The organism is Sphingomonas longa (genome assembly GCF_016892685.1).
Lineage (GTDB): Bacteria > Pseudomonadota > Alphaproteobacteria > Sphingomonadales > Sphingomonadaceae > Sphingomonas > Sphingomonas longa.
In genome coordinates this window covers 693,762-712,629 of record NZ_JAFEMC010000002.1, presented here as the reverse complement: position 1 = coordinate 712,629, position 18,868 = coordinate 693,762, and the positions used below count along the sequence as shown (strand labels likewise).

The following is an 18,868-nucleotide window of genomic DNA, read 5'->3' as shown; positions in this document are numbered from 1 at the left end:
CCTTGAAACGCGATCTAGGGCGGCGGTCGGACCGGCTCAACCCATGAGGGCGGAGCTTTGCTCCGTGGCGTGATAGCGCGGCTTGTGCGCCGCCAGTTGCGCCGGGCTCAGCGGCACCAGCGTCGGTCCCGCGGTGTAGAGCAACGCCGCTTCGACCGCGCGGTCGGGGAAGATCACCGCCAGCGCAGCGGCATAGCCGGCCATCTGCCGTACATGGTATTCCGGCACCGCGTCCGGCACCTGCCGCCCGGTCTTGAAATCGATCAGCCGGATCGTGTCGCCCACCAGCAGCCGGTCGACCGTACCGGCTATGACGATCCCGTCCTCCAGCGTCGCGGCGATCGGTGCCTCCGCCAACGCGTCCGGCCCGAACAGGTCGGCGAAGCGTGCGTCCTCGATCACCGACAGCACCGCCGCGACGATCGCCGCCCGCGCCGCCGGGTCGGCGACGCCCCCCGCCCGCTCCAGCCAGCGATCCGCCGCCGCATGCCGCTCCGGCACGGCCACCGTCGGCAATCGCTCGAACAGCGCATGCATCAGCCGCCCCCGCTCGGCCGCCGCGCGCAGCACCGCCGTCGGGGGCGGATCGGCGACCAGATCGTCGCCCAATGACGACGGCGCGAGCGGCCTCGGCGGTCGCGCCTCCACTGGTGCGGGCAGCCGCGCCCAGTCCGGCAGCGCAACCTTTACATCCGCGGTCGCATCTACACGCCGCTGCACCGGCACCGGCGTCCCCGCCTCGAAACTCCGCTCACCCTCGCCCGCCGGCACACCCAGCGCGGTCAGCGCGCGATCCGCGGCGGCATACCAGCTCAGAGCCGGCGGCACCCCCTGCGCCTTCGGCCCCAGTGCACCCGCGATCACCAGCCGCTCCTCCGCCCGTGTCGCCGCGACGTAGAACAGCCGCCAATGCTCCTCCAGCTCGCGCGCGTCGGCGGCGTCCTTGACCTCGTCCAGCGGCCCGCCCCGCTCGGCGGCGCGCGGCGAGAACACCGGGATCGGCGCGGCCCCATCCTCCGGCGACCAGCGCAGGACGGAGCGCGGCGACAGCGTCGGGTCGATCGTCGCATCCGCCAGAATGACCAACGGTGCCTGCAAACCCTTCGCACCGTGCGCCGTCATCACCCGCACGGCGTCCAGCGGCGCGGACGGGTCACGGACGATGTCGACATCCCCGCGATCGAACCAGTCGAGGAACCGCTGCAAGGATGGCGTCGTCGTGCTCTCGAACGCCAGCGCGGCGGACAGCAGTTCCTCGATCGGATCGCGCGCCTCCGCGCCCAGTCGCCGGATCAGCTTGCGCCGCCCGTCAAGCGGCCCCGACAGGATCTCCTCCAGAAACTCGTACGGCGTCGTGAAGTCCGCCCGTGCGAGCAGCGCGCGTAGCGGCGCGAGCCGCTCTTCGGATTGCGTATCGCCCAGATGCCGCCACAGGCTCCCCCGCTCGCGCGGCGCTGCGTGCATCAGTTCGTCCTGCGTCCACCCGACCAGTGGCGACACCAGCAGGCTGGCGAGCGACAGATCGTCCTCCGGTTGCAACACGAACCGCACCGCCGCGAGCAGGTCCTGCACCGCCAGCGGCGCATTCAGCCGCAGCCGGTCGACGCCCGCCACCGGCACCCCCTCCGCATACAAACGCGCCACGATCAGCGACGCCAGTTCACCGCGCCGCTTGACCAGGATCATCACATCCTCGGGCCGCAGCGCGCGCCCCGTCAAACCGAGCATCATCGTCGGCTCGGCAAGCCAGCCCTTCACCGCCCGCGCGATATCTCCGGCCAACTTGCGGACGCTGTCGGAAATCCAGCCTTCCTCGTCGTCCTCCGATCCGCCCGCCACCACCGGCGGCCAGATCGTCACACCGCCCGATCCGGGAACCTCGCTGGCATGCTGCTCCACCGCACCGATCGCACCGAGGCCCGGCTCCCGCACCTCGGCGACGGCGGCATCGACGAAGGTCAGGATCGGCCGCACCGACCGGAACGAGTGCGTCAGCGACAGCCGGTGGAACGGTAGGCCGCGATCCTGCTCCGGCCAGTCCTCCGGGCCATGCGCCGCGCGCGCCTTGTCCTCGAATCGTCGCTCCGCCCAAGCGAAGTTGAGCGGGCTGGTCCCCTGAAACCCGAAGATCGCCTGCTTCCAGTCGCCGACCGTGAACAGCGTCCGCGTCCGCGGCGCATAGATGCCGCGCCCGACGAAGAACTCCTCGGCGATCGCGCTGACGATCCGCCACTGGTTCAGGTTCGTGTCCTGTGCCTCGTCGATCAGGACATGCTCGGTTTCGCGATCGAGCTTGAACCGCACCCACTCGCCGATCCCCGGCGTCTCCAGCAACGCGACCGCGGTCTGGATCAGATCCTCGAAATCGACGCCCCCGACCCGCCGCTTCGCCAGATCATAGGCCCGAGCGTAATCGCGGCCGACCTCCAGCCCCGCCGCCAGCAGATCGGCATAGGCCCCGCGCACCCCCAGCGACAGCAACGCCGCACACGCCCCGTGCAGGTCGCGGCCGATATCGGCGTAGTCCGGCTGCTGCGCCGCCTGCCCCTTCGCGAAGGATCGCAGATCGCCATCCGCCTTCGCCCACACCAGATGCAGCTCGGCCAGCCCCGCGACCCGCTCGCTCTCGTCCGCTTCCAGCCACGCCTCGATCGTCGCCGCCCGCGCGAGGCCGTTCTTCGTGCCCCATTCCCGGTTCATCGCCCCGAGTTCGCGGATCGACTCCTCGTCAAGCTCGGCGCACCCCGCCGCGACCGCCGCCGCGATGTCGCCCATCGGCAGGTCGAGCGCCCGGCGGATGTACGGCTGTATTCCCGACGGCAACGCCTCCAGCGCCGGCAGCGACCGAGCGCAAGCGTTCAGGAACGACTCCGCCCCGCCCTCGCCCAGCCTCAGGCTCAGCGCGCCGATCGTCTCCACGACATGATCGCGCCCGTCCCGCTCCGCCGCCGTCAGCATCTGCGCCAGCGCCTCTCGCGCCAGCCCGGCCTCTTCGCGCGCCTCCAGCGGCCGGAAGCCGGGCGTCAGCCCCGCCTCGACCGGAAACGCCGCCAGCAGCCCCTGACAGAAGCCGTGGATCGTCTGAATGCGCAGGCCCCCACCCGGCGCGTCCAGCACCTTCGCGAAGAGCGTCCGCGCCCGCGCCACCTGTTCCGGCCCGCCCGGCTCGCCCAACGCCTGAAGGTCCTGGAACAGCTCGGTATCGCTCAACCGCACCCACGCGGCGAGGCGCGCGTTGATCCGGTGCGCCATCTCCGCCGCGCCCGCCTTCGTAAAGGTCAGGCACAGGATCGCTGACGGATCGGTCCCTTTCAGCAGCAGGCGGAACACCCGCGCCGACAGCACCTGCGTCTTGCCGGTCCCCGCCGAGGCCGCCAGCCAGACATGCGCGGACGGATCGGACGCGCGGCGCTGTTCGCCCTTCAGCGGCGGCAGGCGCTTCAGCTCATTCACGGCCATACCATTCGTCGCGGCGCATCAACTGGTCGTACTCGGCATAGGGGGCGTAATCCGGCACCAGCTTGGCGGTGAACGGCTCGTTGCCGGTCAACCATTTGGCGGCGACATCGCTGAAGTTCGCTGCGGCGATACGGGTGAAATCGGCGGTGACGATCTTGTCGCGCTTTCCCTCCGGATCGCACGGGCTGTCGACGAAGCCGAACTGATCGCGCCGCTTCGCCAGCGACCAATATTCGAACGCCGCCGCAGTACCCGTCACATCCGCAAACCCGCCCCGCTCCGCGATCAGCCCCAGCAACCCGAGCTGCAAGCTGAACCCTGCTCGTACCGCTGCGGCGGACGGCGGCTTGCCCGTTTTGTAGTCGACGATGCCGATCCCGCCCGGCAACCGGTCGATGCGATCGTACCGCCCCGAAAGCGTCACGCCTGCCATCTCGATTTCGCCGCGCCCCTCTGCGGCCAGCACATGCCGGTCGCTCGCACGCATCTCGACGACCTGCCCCGCGATCCAGTCGATCGCCTCCCGCAGTCGCGGCTGCCACAATGCGCGCAGAAGCGGATGAACCTCCGCCTCCTTCAGCATCCGCATCGCGCGCGGGCGGAGCGCGTCGGGCGCGCACGCGTCCTGCTTCCACCATTGTTCGAGAATGTCGTGCACCGCCGTCCCGCGCCACGCCGCGGTCGGATCGGCATCGACCGGATCGAGCGGCGATAGCCGCAGCACCCGCCGCGCATAGAAGGAATACGGATCAGCCTTCAGCCGATCAACCTCCGTGACGGAGATGCTCGTCGGCCGCTTCGCCGGCAGCGGCGCCGGCCGCTCCACCGGCTCGTGCGTCGCCGCCGCATCCAGCCCCCGCGACCAGCCCTCCAGCGCGCCGTCCCGCTCGAACCGGTCCCCCGCCATCGCCTGCAACCGCAGCCACAGCCGCGACGCCAGCGCCGGCGACCCGGCATCGCGCCGCGCACGCGTCACCAGCACCTCCGGCGCGCCGAGCCCCTGCGCGAAGTCATGCGCCGCGATGCCGATCCGCTGCTCCAGCCCGATCAGCCCCAGCGCACCGCGGATGCGCGGCGCCAGCCACGGGTCGGGCGGCGGACTCCCCGGCCACGTCCCCTCGTTCAACCCGCTCAGGATCATCAGGTCCGCGGACTGCAATCGCGCCTCGATCTGACCATAGATGGCGAGCCGCGGGTGGCCCTTCCCCCGCTCCGGCCGCACCGCCACCTCGTCCAGCAGCGTGCGCAGCATCGCGGGCAGTTCCGCCGGATCGACCAGCGCCGGTCCGGCCCCGCCCTCCGCCTCGAGATCGGCGACGAACTCCGCCGCCGCGCGCCCCGCCAGCCCCGACCACAGCACGTCGCCGCACAGCGCCTGCGCCGCCTCACGCACGCACGCGATCAGTCCGGGCAGCGGCTGCGGCCCGGCCGAGAACTGCCGCGCCAACGGCTCCAGTCGCGGCTTGATCCACGTCCAGAACGTCGCCGCGCGCCCTTCCGGCGACAGTCCGTCCAGCCCCGCCGGCGGCCGTGGCCCGCGCAGAGACCGGTCCATCGCGCGCACCCCGTCCAGCCATTCCAGCCGCGGCACGCCGCCATTCGCCAGCGGATGCTTCAGCAGCGACAGCAACGCCAGCGGCGCGAACGCCTGCGCCGCCGCCTCCGTCAGCGCCAGCAGCAGCGTCCCGGGCGGCAGGATTGCCAGCGGCCTTCCCGCGCTATCGTCGACGGTGATCCCCCACCGCCGGCAATGCACCGCAACCCGCCGTGCCAACGCCCGGTCCGGCGTCACCAGCGCCGCGGTCTTCCCCGGCGTGTCCAACGCATGTCGCAGCGCCAGCGCGATCGTCTGCGCCTCCTCCGCCGGGGTCGCGAGTTCGGCCGCGCGCACGCCCGACAGCCGCCGGTCCGCCGCCGCCAGATCGGTCCACTTGCCGGTGAAATCCGCAGGGGCCAGCGCATTGGCGATCGCTCGGCCGCGCGCCGGGTCGGCATCCGCGCCCCAGTTGACCATCGCCCCGCCGCCACGCCAGCGCACGACCTCGTCGCGGCCGATGCTCATTTGCTCCAGCATCAGCTTCAAATGGAACTGCGGGTGGGTTTCGATCGCCCGCATCCCGCTGTCGGCGGCGTGCGGACCAAGCGCGTCCCACTCTTCCTGCGGCATCGCCAGATCGAGGCCAGCCAGCACCGTCTGCCCCTGCGCCATGTCCGCGACGCACCGCAACAGCCGCGCGACCGCGGGCGAGGTGTCGGTGATCCCCGCCGCACACACGAACCCCGCAGGCGGCGTCGCGCGCCACCGCGCTTCCAGCGCCGCCAGCAACCGCGCCCGCCGCTCGGCGCCGTCGATCGCGCCCAGCTTCGCCAGCTCCGCCGGCCAGCGATCGATGACGATCCGGAACGTCGCCAGCGCCCGCGCCCAATGCTCCGTCAACTCGGGCGCGAGGTCGAGCTCAGCCAACCGCGCCGGTGGCACCTCCTCGACCAACAACTGGTCCAGCGTCCGCGCCAGATCGCCCGCCAGCCGCACCGCCTCCGACGCCGACACCGGCGTCCCCGTCCGCGCCCGCTCTTCCTCGACCAGCCGCGCCAAAATCATCCGCCGCGCATAGGTCGCGACCGCGGGCGGCGGCGGGTCGTCCGCCACGTCCAGCGCCGCGCCGACCGCCTCGCCCAACTCGGGATCGCCCAGCGCCACCAGCCGTGGCAGCAGCAGCCCGCCGCCGCTCGCGCGCACGAACGCCTCGGTCACCGCCCGCACCGCACGGTTGTTCGGCAGCAGCACCAGCCCCCGCGCTAGCGCCGCCTGATCGCGCCCGCGCATCAGCCCACCGACCAGCGCGTCGGCGAAGGCGCGGTGCGCCGGGATCGTGTAGACGGACGGCCGCTCAGCCATCCAGCAGCAGTGCCTCGGTCCTGGCGATCGCACCGGGTGTGCCGACGTCGAACCACAGCCCCTGATGCACCTGCCCGAACGCACGACCGGATTCGATCGCGCGATCCCAGAACAGGTTCGTCGAGAACGGCCCCTCCGGCCAGTTCGCGATCAGTCGCGGGTGCAGGATCTGCACGCCGGTATAGGCGAAGGGCGCCACCGTGGCGGACCGCCGCCGCCGCGTGATCCGTCCGTCCGCCGCCAGATGGAAATCGCCCTGTCCGCGATAATTATGCGCACGCGCCAGCGGCACCATCAGCAGCAGCGCATCCATCTGATCGTCGTTCCACCGCGACGACAGCAGCTTGATCGCGTCCACCGGCCCGTCGATCCAGAGGTTGTCGCTGTTGGCGACCAGCACCGGCTCATCGCCCAACAAGTCGCGCGCCTGCACCAGCCCGCCACCCGTTTCCATCAATCGCTTGCGCTCATCGGACACGACCACGTCGACACCGTCGAACTTCGCGCCCAGATGCGCCACCAGCGAGTCCGCCAAATAGTGGACGTTCACCACCGCCCGCTCGACACCTGCCGCGTGCAACCGGTCGAACACATGGTCGATCAACGGCTTGCCCGCGACCTCGATCATCGGCTTGGGCCGCGTTGCTGTCAGGGGCCGCATGCGCTTCCCCAACCCCGCCGCCATCACCATCGCCGTCTTCGGCACCACGCCGCCGGGATCGGGCCGGATCGCCAGCTGCCGCGTCATCGCGTCAGTTCCAGCGGGTCGCCGCGCAGTTCCGGCGGTACGTTCTCGTCGAACCAGCGCGCCACCGGCGCCAGCACCGGCTCCGACAGGTCGCGCTCCAGATACGCCCAGACGCGTGGGCAGAGTGCAGCGTAACGCGGCTTGCCGTCCCGCTTCCACAACCGCGCAAAAATCCCCAAAATCTTCGCATTCCGCTGCGCCCCGAGCACATGATAGGCACGCAGGAACTCGTCACCGACACCGGTCGCCGCCTGATACCGCACCAGCATCGCCTGCTCGACCGACGGATCGACGTCACGCCGTGCGTCCTGCAACAACGACACGAGATCGTAGGCCGGATGCCCCGCCAGCGCGTCCTGAAAGTCCAGCAATCCAAGCTGCCGCGCATCCCCGACCAGCATCAGATTTTCAGCGTGATAGTCGCGAAGCACCGTCACGGGCTCCGCAGCCAGCCCGTGATCCAGCACTGCATCCCACGCCGCGACATAGCCCGCGGCATCGGCCGCGATCCCCACCGCCGGACAATACCATTCCACGAACAATGCCGCCTCGCGCTGCATCACCGCCCGGTCGTAGGGTTGCAACGGCCCGGCCGGATGCTTCGCCAGATCGACCAGCAGGTCGATCGCATCGCCATACAGGCAGAGTTCGTCGCCCTCGGCATCCGCCGTCTCGCGCAGGCGAACGTCGCCCAGATCGCTCAGCAGCACCAAGCCCTGCGTCTCGTCCAGTCCCAAGATCGCCGGGGCCAGAAATCCCCGCTCCTCCAGCCAGCGCGCCATCGCCACGAACGGGCGGGTATCCTCCTGCGGCGGCGGTGCGTCCATCAGCACCGCTGTCCGGTCGCCGTCCACCACCCTGAAATACCGGCGGAACGACGCATCCCCGGCCAGCGGCGACACATTCGCTGCGCCCCATCCGAGAGCGTCGAGAAACGCGGGCGCACCCGGCGGCGGGATCATATCGGCCATCGGTCCCTCCAGCCCGGCGGCACCTCCGCTGTCAAGCGACGCGAACCGTCCGGTTCGATCGACAGCGTCAGGCGCAGCGCCTCCGGCCACGCCCGCCCGCCCGCCCGCTCCGGCCATTCGACCAGCAGCACACCGTCCGCCCGCTCGTCCTCCAGCCCCAGTTCCTCGACCTCCTCCGGATCGTCCAGCCGGTACAGATCGACATGCCACACCGGCAGCACCGTCTCCGGCGGCGCATAGGGCTGCACGATGGCGAAGCTCGGGCTGGGCGCTTCGCCTTCGAGCCCCAGTGCCGCCAGCAACCCGCGCGCGACACTGGTCTTGCCCGCCCCCAGCGGCCCCGTCAGCGCCACGACATCGCCCGGCCGCACGACCGCCGCCAGTCGCGCCCCGAAAGCCTCCGTCGCGACAGCATCGGCCAATCTCACGCGACCAAACCCTTGTCCCGTGCTCCCGCGAATGCGGAAGCCCAGTCACTTCGGCGCCAAGCGGTCGCAAAGGCAGACGCTCGGTTCCCGCCTTCGCCCAGACACGGAACTTCCCACTTCATCGCCGCGGCAGTTCCACCGTCACCAGCGTCCCCTCGCCCGGCTCCGACACCAGCGAGATCGTGCCGCCATGCGCCTCCACGAACTGCTTCGCCAATGGCATGCCCAACCCCAGCGCACGCTCGCCGCCCGGTTGCAGATGCGGCTCCGCGAACCGGTCGAACACGCGGCCCGCGCTCTCCTCGTCCAGCCCCGGCCCGTCGTCGGACACCACGATCCTCGCGTGCGTCGCGGTGCCGTCGGCGTGCAGCAGGATGCGCCCACCCTCGCCCAGCGACGCCAGCGCATGCCGCAACAGATGCTCGACCACCTCGCGCAGTCTCTGGGGATCGCCTTGCACCCGCCCGGCCGATCGCGAGAGTTCGACCGCGAAGTCGATCTTGTGCCGCTTGATCGCCGGCTGGATCGCCATCGCCGCTTCGCGCGCGACGGTGACGAGGTCGACGTCCTTGCGCTCGACCGCCGCCCCCTCGCCGCCGCGCGTCAGGTCGAGCACGTCGTCGATCAACAGCCCCAGCCGCTCGACCGAGTCGAGGATCGCCTCCACGTACGTCCCCGCCTCCGCTGGCAGCTCGCCCGCATAGCCGCCGTGCAGCATCTCCGCGAACCCGCCGATCGAGGTCAGCGGCGTCTTCAATTCGTAGCTCATGTTCGCCACGAATTGCGTCTTCACCTTGTCCGCCGCCTCCAGCGCATCGGCCCGCTCCCGCAACGCCTGCTCCGCACGGCGGCTATCGGTGATGTCCAGCATCGTGAACAGCGCATTGCCGTCCGGCAGCGGCACGCCCGCGAACTCGAAATGCCGCCCATCGGCGAAGGCCACCCGCCCACCTCGCTGTTGCCGTTCGGCGGTGGCGGAATGGACGAGGTCGGCGATCAGCGTCGACCGGCTCGGCGTCGACAGGCGCGGCGCGATCCGGCTCGCGAACACGTCGACGCGCGGATGACTCGCCAGGAATTCCTCGTCGACGCCCCACAGCGCGCGGAAACGGTTGTTCCACAATTGCAGCCGGCCATCGGCGGCGAACACACCCAGCGCTTCGAACAGATTGTCGAACGTTGCGGTGCGGACGCGCAGCAGCGTGTCGCGCGCGCTGGCCAGTTGCACCTGCTCCGTCCGGTCCTCGAAGATCAGCAGCAGGCCGCCGTCCGGCAACGGCTGCGCCACCACGTGCAGGTGCGTGCCACCCGGCAGATGCCAGTTTTCTTCCGACGCGACATCCGCTGCCACGAACCAGTTCCGCCGCTCCGCCTTCCAGCCCGGAAAGTCGCGCACTTCCGGCAGGCGGTTGGCCTCGCGCATCCGCTCCAGCACGCGGTCGAATTCGGGACGATCCGCCAGCCACTCCGCGCGCATCGCGAACATGCGGTGGAACGGCTGGTTGCAGAACACCAGCGCCCGGTCCGGCCCGAACTGCGCCACGCCCGCCGACAGCCGGTCGAGCATGCCGCGCTGTGCCTCGGCGAACCGCTTGGCGCCACTCCGGGCCTGCTCCAGTTCCTCGATATCGACCGCGAAACCAGCGACTCCGCCGGTCGGCAGCGGCACGTCGATCACCCGCAAACGCCGCCGCGCGCCGTTGATCGTCGCCGGCAGCACCTGTTCCGCGGGCCGACCCTGCGCCTTCGCCGCCGCCGCTCCCGCCAGCGGCCCGCCCTGCCCGGTGCCCTCGACCAGTTCCAGCCCCCGAGACAAGGTTTCCGAAGCATCCCGCCCCTCGACCGCCTCGACATAGGCGGAATTGACCATCGCCAGCTTCAGGTCGCCGCCGCGATACCACATCGGCATCGGCGCCGCCTCGATCAGCCCGGTCAGCGCGCGATAGGCATCCGCCAGTCGCTCGACCTCGCCGCCCAGCCGCTCGATCTCACCCTGCGTGTCGCTCGCATCGAAAACCCACACGATCGCACCGCCCGCCGCGCCGAGTTCCGCGGGCGCCCGCCCGCCGCGCAACGTCAACGCCCGGTCAGACCCGCGCGGTCGTATCGCCCGCTCGAACTCGCGCCCGGCCCGCTGCGCTGCGGTGACATCGGCCGTCAGAACCGCCACGTCCTCCGGCTGGAGCCCCGCATCATCCCCGTCGGTCAAATCAGCCAGCGTCCGCGGCGCGACCGAAAGCCCCAGCCAGTCCGCCAGTCGCGTCGGCATCTCGACCCGTCCGTCCGGCCGCACCAGCATCGCCAGCGCCGGCGCACTGCGCAGCGTCGCATGCAGCCGCGCATTCTCGTCCCGCGCCATCGCCGCCGCCGCGCGCGTTCGCAGCCCCACGAACAATGCCGCCACGCCGCCGCCGATCACCACCAGCAGCATCAGGCCGAGCCCGATCGTCGCTCCGGTGCCGAGCTGCATCATGTCATGGTCGGTCGCGCAGGCATGCCACCGTGTCTAGGGTCAGCGCGAGCCACGGGCAACGGGCGTGATGATGTAGAGGTGCAACCGGGCTAACCCGCATTGGAAAGACCGGTACGGACCTAAGTTGTTGCAAAGGTGTGACACTTTCCAAGATATCGATGAGTTGAGCGGACACGGGCGGGAACGCGGGCGTTTTTGGCGGTACCTGACCGACACATCGGCAGGCGGGGCGATCGTCGTTCCGGTGTTACATCGTTCAGGGAATTCACCAGAAATGTCCGTACTCCGACGCCACCTTCTTGCCACGACCCTGCTGGTCGCGGCGACGCCGATGACGGCGGTCTATGCGCAGGACGCCGCTAACCCGGCGGGAACCCTCGGTGCGGCGAGCACCGCCCCCGCCCAGAACCCGACCGATCCAGAGGCTCAGGCCGATGCCGCTGAGTCCGTCGCCGATCAGGGCGGCGAGATCGTCGTGACCGGGTCTCGCATCCGTCGTCCCGATCTGGAATCCGCCTCGCCGATCGCCGTGGTCGATTCCCAGCAGATCCAGTCGCAGGGCATCGTCAACACGCAGGATCTGCTCCAGAAACTGCCGCAGGTTGGCATTCCGGGGCTCAGCCGCACGAACAGCAACTTCCTGACGTCGGGCAACGGCGTCGCGACGATCGATCTGCGCAACCTCGGCGACTCGCGCACGCTGGTGCTGGTCAACGGTCGGCGCTTCGTTCCCGGTGTGGCGGGCACATCGATCGTCGACGTCAACAACATCCCCGCCGACTTCGTCGATCGTATTGAGGTCGTGACCGGTGGCGCATCGGCCATCTACGGGTCGGACGCGATCGCGGGCGTCGTCAACTACGTGTTGAAGACCGACATGCAGGGCATCGTCGGGCGCGCCCAATATGGTCTCACCAGCCGCGGCGACAGCCAGAACTACACGGCGAGCCTGACCGGCGGCACGAAGTTCGGCGCTGACGATCGCGGATCGATCATCGCCAACGTCACCTATTCCAAGGATCTCGGCCTGCTATCGCGCAAGCGCGCGATTTCGGCGGAGGATTGCTCCGCCGCGGGTTGCGGGCCGCAGTCCTATTCGTCCTACCCCGCGCAAGGGCGTTTCGAGTTTCAGAACTCGAACAACGAGAACGGCGTAGCGTCGAACGAGGGTGGCTATGCGAGCAACCTGTTCACGTTCAATCCCGATAACTCCGTTGTGACGGGCTTCCCGACCGGCTACGGCTTCAATCGAAACTCGGTGCGCCGTATCTCGACTCCGATTGAGCGGTACTTGGCAGCCGGCTCCGCCCAATATCGCTTCAGCGACGCGGCCACTGCGTTCGTCGAGGCGACATACGCCAAGACCAAGTCCAGCTCGCAGATCGAAGCTCTGGCGCTGGATTCTCAGACCGATGTCGGCGTCGGCTACGGCATCGACAATCCATTCATTCCGCTCTCGATCCGTCAGCAGATCGCAGCCCGCAACAGCGATGCGATCGCATCCAACGACGTGACGTCGATCGATTTTCGTCGCCGCCAGAACGAAGTGTTCAGCCGCAGCAACCGTAACGATCGGGACACCATGCGTTTCGCCGGCGGCCTGCGCGGCGATCTCGGCTCCAAGTGGCAGTACGAAACATCGGTCGTGTACGGCCAGTTGAAGGATCGCACGAGCAGCCAGGACATCGACATCACGCGCTACGCCAATGCGCTGGATGCCACCACAGATGCGCAGGGCAACATCATCTGCCGCGACGCCACTGCGCGTGCGGCGGGCTGCGTGCCGATCAACCTGTTCGGCTACAACACCGCTACGCCGGAAGCCTCGGCCTATGTGCGGGCGGCAGTGCCTCGCGCGGTGGCGATCAAGAATACGCAGTTCGTCGCCAGCGGCAGCGTCAGCGGCTCGCTGTTCGCACTTCCGTACGGTGACGTACAGGTCGCGCTGGGCGCCGAGTATCGTCGCGAGAAGAGCGCCGAGAATTGGGACGAACTGACGAACGCCGGCCAGAATTCCGGCAACCAAACCCCGGACACGGTCGGCAAGTTCAACGTCAAGGAGCTGTTCGGCGAAATCGACGTGCCGCTGCTGAAGGACATCAGCTTCGTCAATTCGCTGAGCATCCAGGGTGCGGCGCGCTATTCCGATTACTCGACGATCGGGCGCGTGTTCAGCTGGAATGCGGGTGGTGAGTATTCACCGGTCCGCGGCCTCCGCTTCCGCGGCAACTACGCGGTCGCCAACCGTGCACCGAACATCGGCGAGCTTTTCTCGTCCGCATCGGAGACGTTCCCGACGGTGCAGGACCCGTGCGACGGCGTCACTGCGACGTCGACGGGCACCTATGACGTAGCCTGCCGCGCGATTCCGGGCGTCGCGTCCGCAATCTCTCGCAACGGTACATTCGAATACACGCTCGCTGACATCCAGAGCATCAACGGCTTTAACGGCGGCAATCGCAATCTGCAGGAGGAGAAGGGCAAGACGCTGACGTTCGGCGCCGTGTTCGCTCCCGACCAGGTCCGCGGCCTGAGCCTGACCGTCGACTATTTCGACATCAAGCTCACCAATGCGATCGACATCATCCCGCGCGCCACGTCGATCCAGCAGTGCCTGCTGACCAACCTGCCGCAGTTCTGCAACAACGTCATCCGCAACACCGGCACCGGCTTCATCCGCACGGTCAATGCCCAGAACGTCAACATCGCGGACACCAAGACGCGCGGTATTGACGTCAATCTGCGCTATGGTCGCGCGCTCGGGTTGGTTGCGGACGATCGCTTCGACGTGAACGTCCTCTACACGCACACCTTGCGCTATCAGACCCAGTCCGACCCATCGGCGCCGGTCTACAGCGGCGTCGGCAACATCGAATTCGGCTCGGTGTTCCGCGACAAGGTCAACGCGACCGCGACCTACGGGGCCGGTCCGTTCAGCGTCAACTGGACCGCCACCTATCTCAGCCCGATGGTCGACACGGTGCGTGACGAGTTCGCGGAGTCTTCGGAGGGTCTTGATCCGGAGATCATCGCTCACAACGAGATCAAATCGCGCATCTACCACGACGTCCAGTTCCGCGCCCGCGTCGGAGATACGCGTGAAATGGAGCTGTTCGTCGGCGTCAACAATCTGTTCGACCGCAAGCCGCCGAAGCTGGAAGACACCGTCTTCTACGGCAGCATTACCGGCACGACGACCGCCGCGGACATCTACGATCCAATCGGCCGCCGCTTCTACGCAGGTGCGCAGGTCCGCTTCTAGGGCTCTTCGGCCCGGCGCTTCTGGAGGGCGGGACAGGTCATCTGTCCCGCCCTTTTTTGTACGCCTCAACCCTTCGATCGAGCGCGGTCTCCTGTGCGGCACCGCCCGCATCCCGCGTAAGCAAAAGGCCGCGCCACCTTCCGGTGACGCGGCCCCGTTTCGCTGCTCAGAAGAGCGGCGAGATCAGTAGCGGTAGTGATCCGGCTTGAACGGCCCTTCGACCGGCACGCCGATATAGCCGGCCTGCTTCGGGGTCAGCTGCGACAGCTTCACGCCCAGCTTTTCCAGATGCAGCGCCGCGACCTTCTCGTCGAGGTGCTTGGGCAGGACGTACACGTCGTTCTTGTAGTTCTCGCCCTTGGTCCAGAGCTCGATCTGCGCGAGCGTCTGGTTGGTGAACGACGCCGACATCACGAACGACGGGTGACCGGTCGCGCAGCCGAGATTCACGAGGCGGCCCTTCGCCAGCACGATGATCTGCTTGCCGTCCGGGAACTCGACCAGGTCGGTGCCGGGCTTCACTTCGGTCCACTTGTAGTTCGACATCGCGGCGATCTGGATCTCGCTGTCGAAGTGGCCGATGTTGCAGACGATCGACATCGGCTTCATCGCCTTCATGTGATCGGCGGTGATGACGTCGGCGTTGCCGGTCGCGGTCACGAAGATGTCGGCGCGGGTCACCGCCTCGTCCATCGTCACGACTTCGAAGCCTTCCATCGCAGCCTGCAATGCGCAGATCGGATCGACCTCGGTCACCATCACGCGCGCGCCGCCGTTGCGGAGCGACTGGGCCGAGCCCTTGCCGACGTCACCGAAGCCGGCGACGACCGCGACCTTGCCGGCGAGCATCACGTCGGTGGCGCGACGGATCGCGTCGACCAGCGATTCCTTGCAGCCGTACAGGTTGTCGAACTTCGACTTCGTGACGCTGTCGTTGACGTTGATCGCAGGGAACGGCAGTTCGCCCTTCTTCGCGATCTCGTACAGGCGGTGCACGCCGGTCGTCGTCTCTTCCGATACGCCCTTCAGGTTCTTGACCGTCTCGGTCAAATAGCCCGGCTTCTTGGCGATGAACGCCTTCAGCGCGCGCTGGAACTCGACCTCTTCCTCGTTCTCCGGCTCGCCCAGCGTGTGGCCGGCTTCGAGCTTCGCACCCCAAAGGGCGAACATCGTCGCGTCGCCGCCGTCATCCAGGATTATGTTGGCGGTCTGGCCCTCGACCTCGGCATCCCACGAGAAGATGTCGCCGACATAATCCCAATACTCGGCCAGGCTCTCGCCCTTCACCGCGAACACCGGCACGCCGGTCGCGGCGATCGCGGCGGCGGCATGGTCCTGCGTCGAGAAGATGTTGCACGTCGCCCAGCGCACATCGGCACCGAGCGCGGTCAGCGTCTCGATCAGCACCGCGGTCTGGATGGTCATGTGCAGCGAACCGGTGATGCGTGCGCCCTTCAGCGGCTGCGACGCGCCGAACTCGCTGCGCAGCGCCATCAGGCCCGGCATTTCGGTCTCGGCGATCTTGATCTCGGCCCGGCCGAATTCGGCGAGGGCGATGTCCTTGATGACATAGTCTTGCGCCGTCTTGGCGGCGCCCTCGGGCGCAAGTGCGGTGGCCACGAATAGTGCTCCTGATACGAATGAATGGGTGCGCCCATACGGGTTTGCAGCCTCACGAGCAAATATAAAGATATCTTTATATGTTCAAGTCCCGCGCATCGCGACCGAGTACGATCAGGCGGTACCCACCCCCGCGACCAGTAGCCGCGGATCGATACCCGCCCCCGCCATCGCCCGCGACCAGCGCTCCTGTGCCGGCGCATCGAACAGCACCGCGTCCTCCGCGGGCGCCGTCAGCCAGCCCGGCCGCGACAATTCACCCTCCAGCTGCCCCGCGCCCCAGCCGGCATAGCCCAGCGCGACGACCCAGTTCGCCGGCCCGGCACCCTCCGCGATCGCGCGCAGCACGTCGAGCGTCCCGGTCAGCGTCCAGCGTCCCGCGACCTGCACCGAATCCTGCCCGGACCATTCCGTCGAATGCAGCACGAATCCGCGCCGCGGCTCCACCGGCCCGCCCAGATGCACCGGCGCGTTCGGCGCCACCCCCGGCTCGATCTCCAACTGTTCCAAGAGTGCATGGAACCCGACGCCCGGCACCACCGCACCCAGCCCGATGCCCAGCGCGCCGTCCGCGTCGTGCCCGCACATCGCGATCACCGCATGTTCGAAGCGGGGATCGCTCATCCCCGGCACCGCGAGGAGGAATTGGCCGGTGAGATACGCAGGTTCGGTCACGCTTCTGGGCATAGCCGCTGCGGAAAGCCGCCGCCACGCTTGAAATCAGCCCGCCTCGGCCCGAAATGCGCCGGGCCCGGCGAATTCAGCCGGCGATCCACGGAGAATGCAGGATGACCATCAGCGTCGGAGACCGACTGCCCAAGGCCACGCTCGTCAAGGTGACCGCCGACGGTCCCGATCAGGTCGATACCGAAACCTATTTCGCCGGCCGCAAGGTCGCGCTGTTCGCGGTGCCCGGCGCGTTCACGCCGACCTGTTCCGCCAAGCACCTGCCCGGCTTCGTCACGCAGAAGGAGGCCTTCGCCGAAAAGGGCGTCGACGAGGTCGCCTGCACCTCGGTCAACGATGCCTTCGTGCTGGATGCGTGGTCGAAGCAGAACGACGCCGCCGGCGTGACGATGCTGGCGGACGGCAACGGCGACTTCGCCCGCGCGCTCGGGCTGGAGATGGACGGGTCGAAGTTCGGCCTCGGCACGCGCAGCCAGCGCTACTCGATGCTGGTCGAGGACGGTATAGTCACGCAGCTCCACGTCGAACAGCCCGGCGAGTTCAAGGTCAGCTCCGCCGAACACCTGCTCGGCGAAATCTGAATCGGAAATTCTGGACTGTCGGAGGGGTATCCACGCCAACGGCGTCACCCCTCCGGCGCTCCGCGCACCTCCCCTTGCAGGGGAGGACTTTGATTGCGAGCCTCATTCCTCCCCGGCGAGGGGAGGTGGCAGCCCACAGGGCTGACGGAGGGGTGACACCGCCGGCGTAAACACCCTCGGGTTTCCTCGCAGCGCCCCGTCTTGCCTCCGTCATCCGCCGCGCGTAACCCTTCGCGATGACAACCGCTTCCGACATCGTCGCAGAGCTGGACCGGCTCTACACCGCCTCGGTCGACCGCCTTCAGGCCGCCCTCACCCGCTACCTCTCGGACGGCACGCCGCCCGACGCGACGGCCCGCAGCGACGGCAGCTTCGCCTATCCGGAAATCCGCCTCAGCTTCTCCGGCGAAGCGTCCCGCCCCACGCCGCTACGCTCGTTCGGTCGCCTCGTATCGCCGGGCGACTACCGCATCAGCGTCACCAAGCCCGCGATCTTCGCCGACTACCTGACCGAGCAACTGACGCTGCTGATCGAGGATTACGACGTCACGGTCGAAGCGGTGCCCGGCCGTCAGGAGATCCCCTTCCCCTACGTGCTCGATCCCGGTCACGCGCTCAGCCTCGATCAGGTGTCCGCGTCCGAGCTCGCCCGCTTCTTCCCCGCCACTGAACTCGCGCATATCGGCGACGAGATCGCCGACGGCCTGTGGATGACGGTCGACGGCACGCGTCCGCTCGCGCTGTTCGACGGCCTGCGCACGGACTTCAGTCTCGCCCGCCTGCGTCATTACATGGGTACGCCGGCGGAGCACGTGCAGCGCTTCGTGCTGTTCACCAACTATCACCGCTACGTCGACGAATTCGTCCGCTGGGGCGCGTCGCAACTGGGAGCCGGAAGCCGGTTCACCGCGCTGTCCGGTGCGGGCAACGTCGTCATCCACTCGCCAGACGATGTCGACACGATCGTCTCCGACAGCGCGTGGCGGCGGCACCAGATGCCCGCCTATCACCTGATGGCCGATGACCGCACCGGCATCACGCTCGTCAATATCGGCGTTGGGCCGTCCAACGCCAAGACGATCTGCGACCACCTCGCCGTGATGCGGCCCGAGGCGTGGCTGATGATCGGCCATTGCGGCGGGCTGCGTCCGTCGCAGCGGATCGGCGACTATGTCCTCGCCCACGCCTATCTTCGCGACGATCACGTGCTCGACGACGTGCTGCCGCCGGAAATTCCCGTCCCCGCCATCGCGGAGGTGCAGGTCGCGTTGGCGAAAGCGGCGGAGATCGTCTCGGGCCAGTCGGGCGAGGAGCTGAAGCGCCGCCTGCGCACCGGCACGATCGTCACCACCGACGACCGTAATTGGGAGCTGCGCTACTCCAAATCGGCGCTGCGCTTCTCGCTCAGCCGGGCGGTGGGCATCGATATGGAATCCGCCACGATCGCCGCGCAGGGCTATCGCTTCCGCGTCCCCTACGGCACCTTGCTCTGCGTCTCGGACAAGCCGCTGCACGGCGAGCTCAAACTCCCCGGACAGGCCAACCGCTTCTACGAACGCGCGATCAGCGAGCATATGCGGATCGGCATCGAAGCGTGCGAGCAACTGCGCGTCGAAGGCGAACGCCTGCACAGCCGCAAGCTGCGCGCCTTCAACGAACCACCCTTCCGCTAAGTCATAGGAGCTTCCGGGCGCGCTCCGCTCGCAACCAAAACGTCGTCGGTCGCGTTACGCACCCGGA

At 68.4% G+C, this 18,868-nt stretch carries 11 protein-coding genes; 3 read left to right on the top strand and 8 right to left on the bottom strand.

All coding sequences use genetic code 11. The features are described 5' to 3' along the window. Window positions 1-36: 36 nt before the first annotated feature. The 6 genes from addA to ILT43_RS09500 all read right to left on the bottom strand — a co-directional run bounded on the left by addA (window position 37) and on the right by ILT43_RS09500 (window position 10,978). Complete coding sequence (gene addA, locus ILT43_RS09525; protein WP_211534422.1) at window positions 37-3,459, bottom strand: double-strand break repair helicase AddA; 3,423 nt, start codon at window positions 3,457-3,459, stop codon at window positions 37-39. After that, entirely contained in the window at window positions 3,446-6,358 is a 2,913-nt protein-coding gene (locus tag ILT43_RS09520) for a PD-(D/E)XK nuclease family protein (RefSeq protein ID WP_204198718.1), read from the bottom strand. Before ILT43_RS09520 ends, addA begins: the two co-directional genes overlap by 14 nt. Then, the gene (locus tag ILT43_RS09515) at window positions 6,351-7,106 is read right to left on the bottom strand and encodes a nucleotidyltransferase family protein (RefSeq protein WP_204198717.1); all 756 of its coding nucleotides are present in this window, start codon (window positions 7,104-7,106) and stop codon (window positions 6,351-6,353) included. Before ILT43_RS09515 ends, ILT43_RS09520 begins: the two co-directional genes overlap by 8 nt. After that, window positions 7,103-8,068: an aminoglycoside phosphotransferase family protein gene (locus ILT43_RS09510; protein WP_239474493.1), complete on the bottom strand. Its 966-nt coding sequence runs from the start codon at window positions 8,066-8,068 to the stop codon at window positions 7,103-7,105. The genes ILT43_RS09515 and ILT43_RS09510 overlap by 4 nt, the downstream gene beginning before the upstream one ends. Beyond that, window positions 8,065-8,505, bottom strand: a complete 441-nt coding sequence (gene tsaE, locus ILT43_RS09505) for a tRNA (adenosine(37)-N6)-threonylcarbamoyltransferase complex ATPase subunit type 1 TsaE (RefSeq protein WP_204198715.1) — start codon at window positions 8,503-8,505, stop codon at window positions 8,065-8,067. The genes ILT43_RS09510 and tsaE overlap by 4 nt, the downstream gene beginning before the upstream one ends. Window positions 8,506-8,623: 118 nt before the next feature. Next, window positions 8,624-10,978, bottom strand: coding sequence for a sensor histidine kinase (locus ILT43_RS09500; protein ID WP_204198714.1), 2,355 nt, complete (start codon window positions 10,976-10,978; stop codon window positions 8,624-8,626). Between the two features lie 274 nt (window positions 10,979-11,252). Between ILT43_RS09500 and ILT43_RS09495 the strand changes: the two genes are divergently transcribed. Next, a complete protein-coding gene (locus ILT43_RS09495; RefSeq protein ID WP_204198713.1) occupies window positions 11,253-14,240 on the top strand; it encodes a TonB-dependent receptor domain-containing protein in 2,988 nt (995 codons plus the stop codon). Between the two features lie 183 nt (window positions 14,241-14,423). On the opposite strand, the gene ahcY is transcribed toward ILT43_RS09495, so the two are convergent. Continuing rightward, window positions 14,424-15,860 (bottom strand): adenosylhomocysteinase, encoded by a 1,437-nt coding sequence (gene ahcY, locus ILT43_RS09490; RefSeq protein ID WP_204198712.1) that lies wholly within the window; start codon window positions 15,858-15,860, stop codon window positions 14,424-14,426. A gap of 114 nt (window positions 15,861-15,974) precedes the next feature. Further along, window positions 15,975-16,535 (bottom strand): YqgE/AlgH family protein, encoded by a 561-nt coding sequence (locus ILT43_RS09485; protein ID WP_204198711.1) that lies wholly within the window; start codon window positions 16,533-16,535, stop codon window positions 15,975-15,977. Between the two features lie 113 nt (window positions 16,536-16,648). On the opposite strand from ILT43_RS09485, the gene ILT43_RS09480 reads away from it, so the two are divergent. Further along, window positions 16,649-17,128 carry a peroxiredoxin gene (locus tag ILT43_RS09480; protein WP_204198710.1) on the top strand — a complete coding sequence of 160 codons (480 nt, stop codon included), beginning with the start codon at window positions 16,649-16,651 and terminating at the stop codon, window positions 17,126-17,128. Window positions 17,129-17,364: 236 nt separating this feature from the next. Next, complete coding sequence (locus ILT43_RS09475) at window positions 17,365-18,801, top strand: AMP nucleosidase (protein ID WP_204198709.1); 1,437 nt, start codon at window positions 17,365-17,367, stop codon at window positions 18,799-18,801. The last annotated feature ends 67 nt before the right edge of the window (window positions 18,802-18,868 follow it).

Excerpts from the sequence above, each read along its gene's own strand:
- addA (WP_211534422.1), bottom strand. The coding sequence starts at position 3,459 with ATGGCCGTGAATGAGCTGAAGCGCCTGCCGCCGCTGAAGGGCGAACAG.
- ILT43_RS09520 (WP_204198718.1), bottom strand. The coding sequence starts at position 6,358 with ATGGCTGAGCGGCCGTCCGTCTACACGATCCCGGCGCACCGCGCCTTC.
- ILT43_RS09515 (WP_204198717.1), bottom strand. The coding sequence starts at position 7,106 with ATGACGCGGCAGCTGGCGATCCGGCCCGATCCCGGCGGCGTGGTGCCG.
- ILT43_RS09510 (WP_239474493.1), bottom strand. The coding sequence starts at position 8,068 with ATGATCCCGCCGCCGGGTGCGCCCGCGTTTCTCGACGCTCTCGGATGG.
- ILT43_RS09500 (WP_204198714.1), bottom strand. The coding sequence starts at position 10,978 with ATGATGCAGCTCGGCACCGGAGCGACGATCGGGCTCGGCCTGATGCTG.
- ILT43_RS09495 (WP_204198713.1), top strand. The coding sequence starts at position 11,253 with ATGTCCGTACTCCGACGCCACCTTCTTGCCACGACCCTGCTGGTCGCG.
- ILT43_RS09480 (WP_204198710.1), top strand. The coding sequence starts at position 16,649 with ATGACCATCAGCGTCGGAGACCGACTGCCCAAGGCCACGCTCGTCAAG.
- ILT43_RS09475 (WP_204198709.1), top strand. The coding sequence starts at position 17,365 with ATGACAACCGCTTCCGACATCGTCGCAGAGCTGGACCGGCTCTACACC.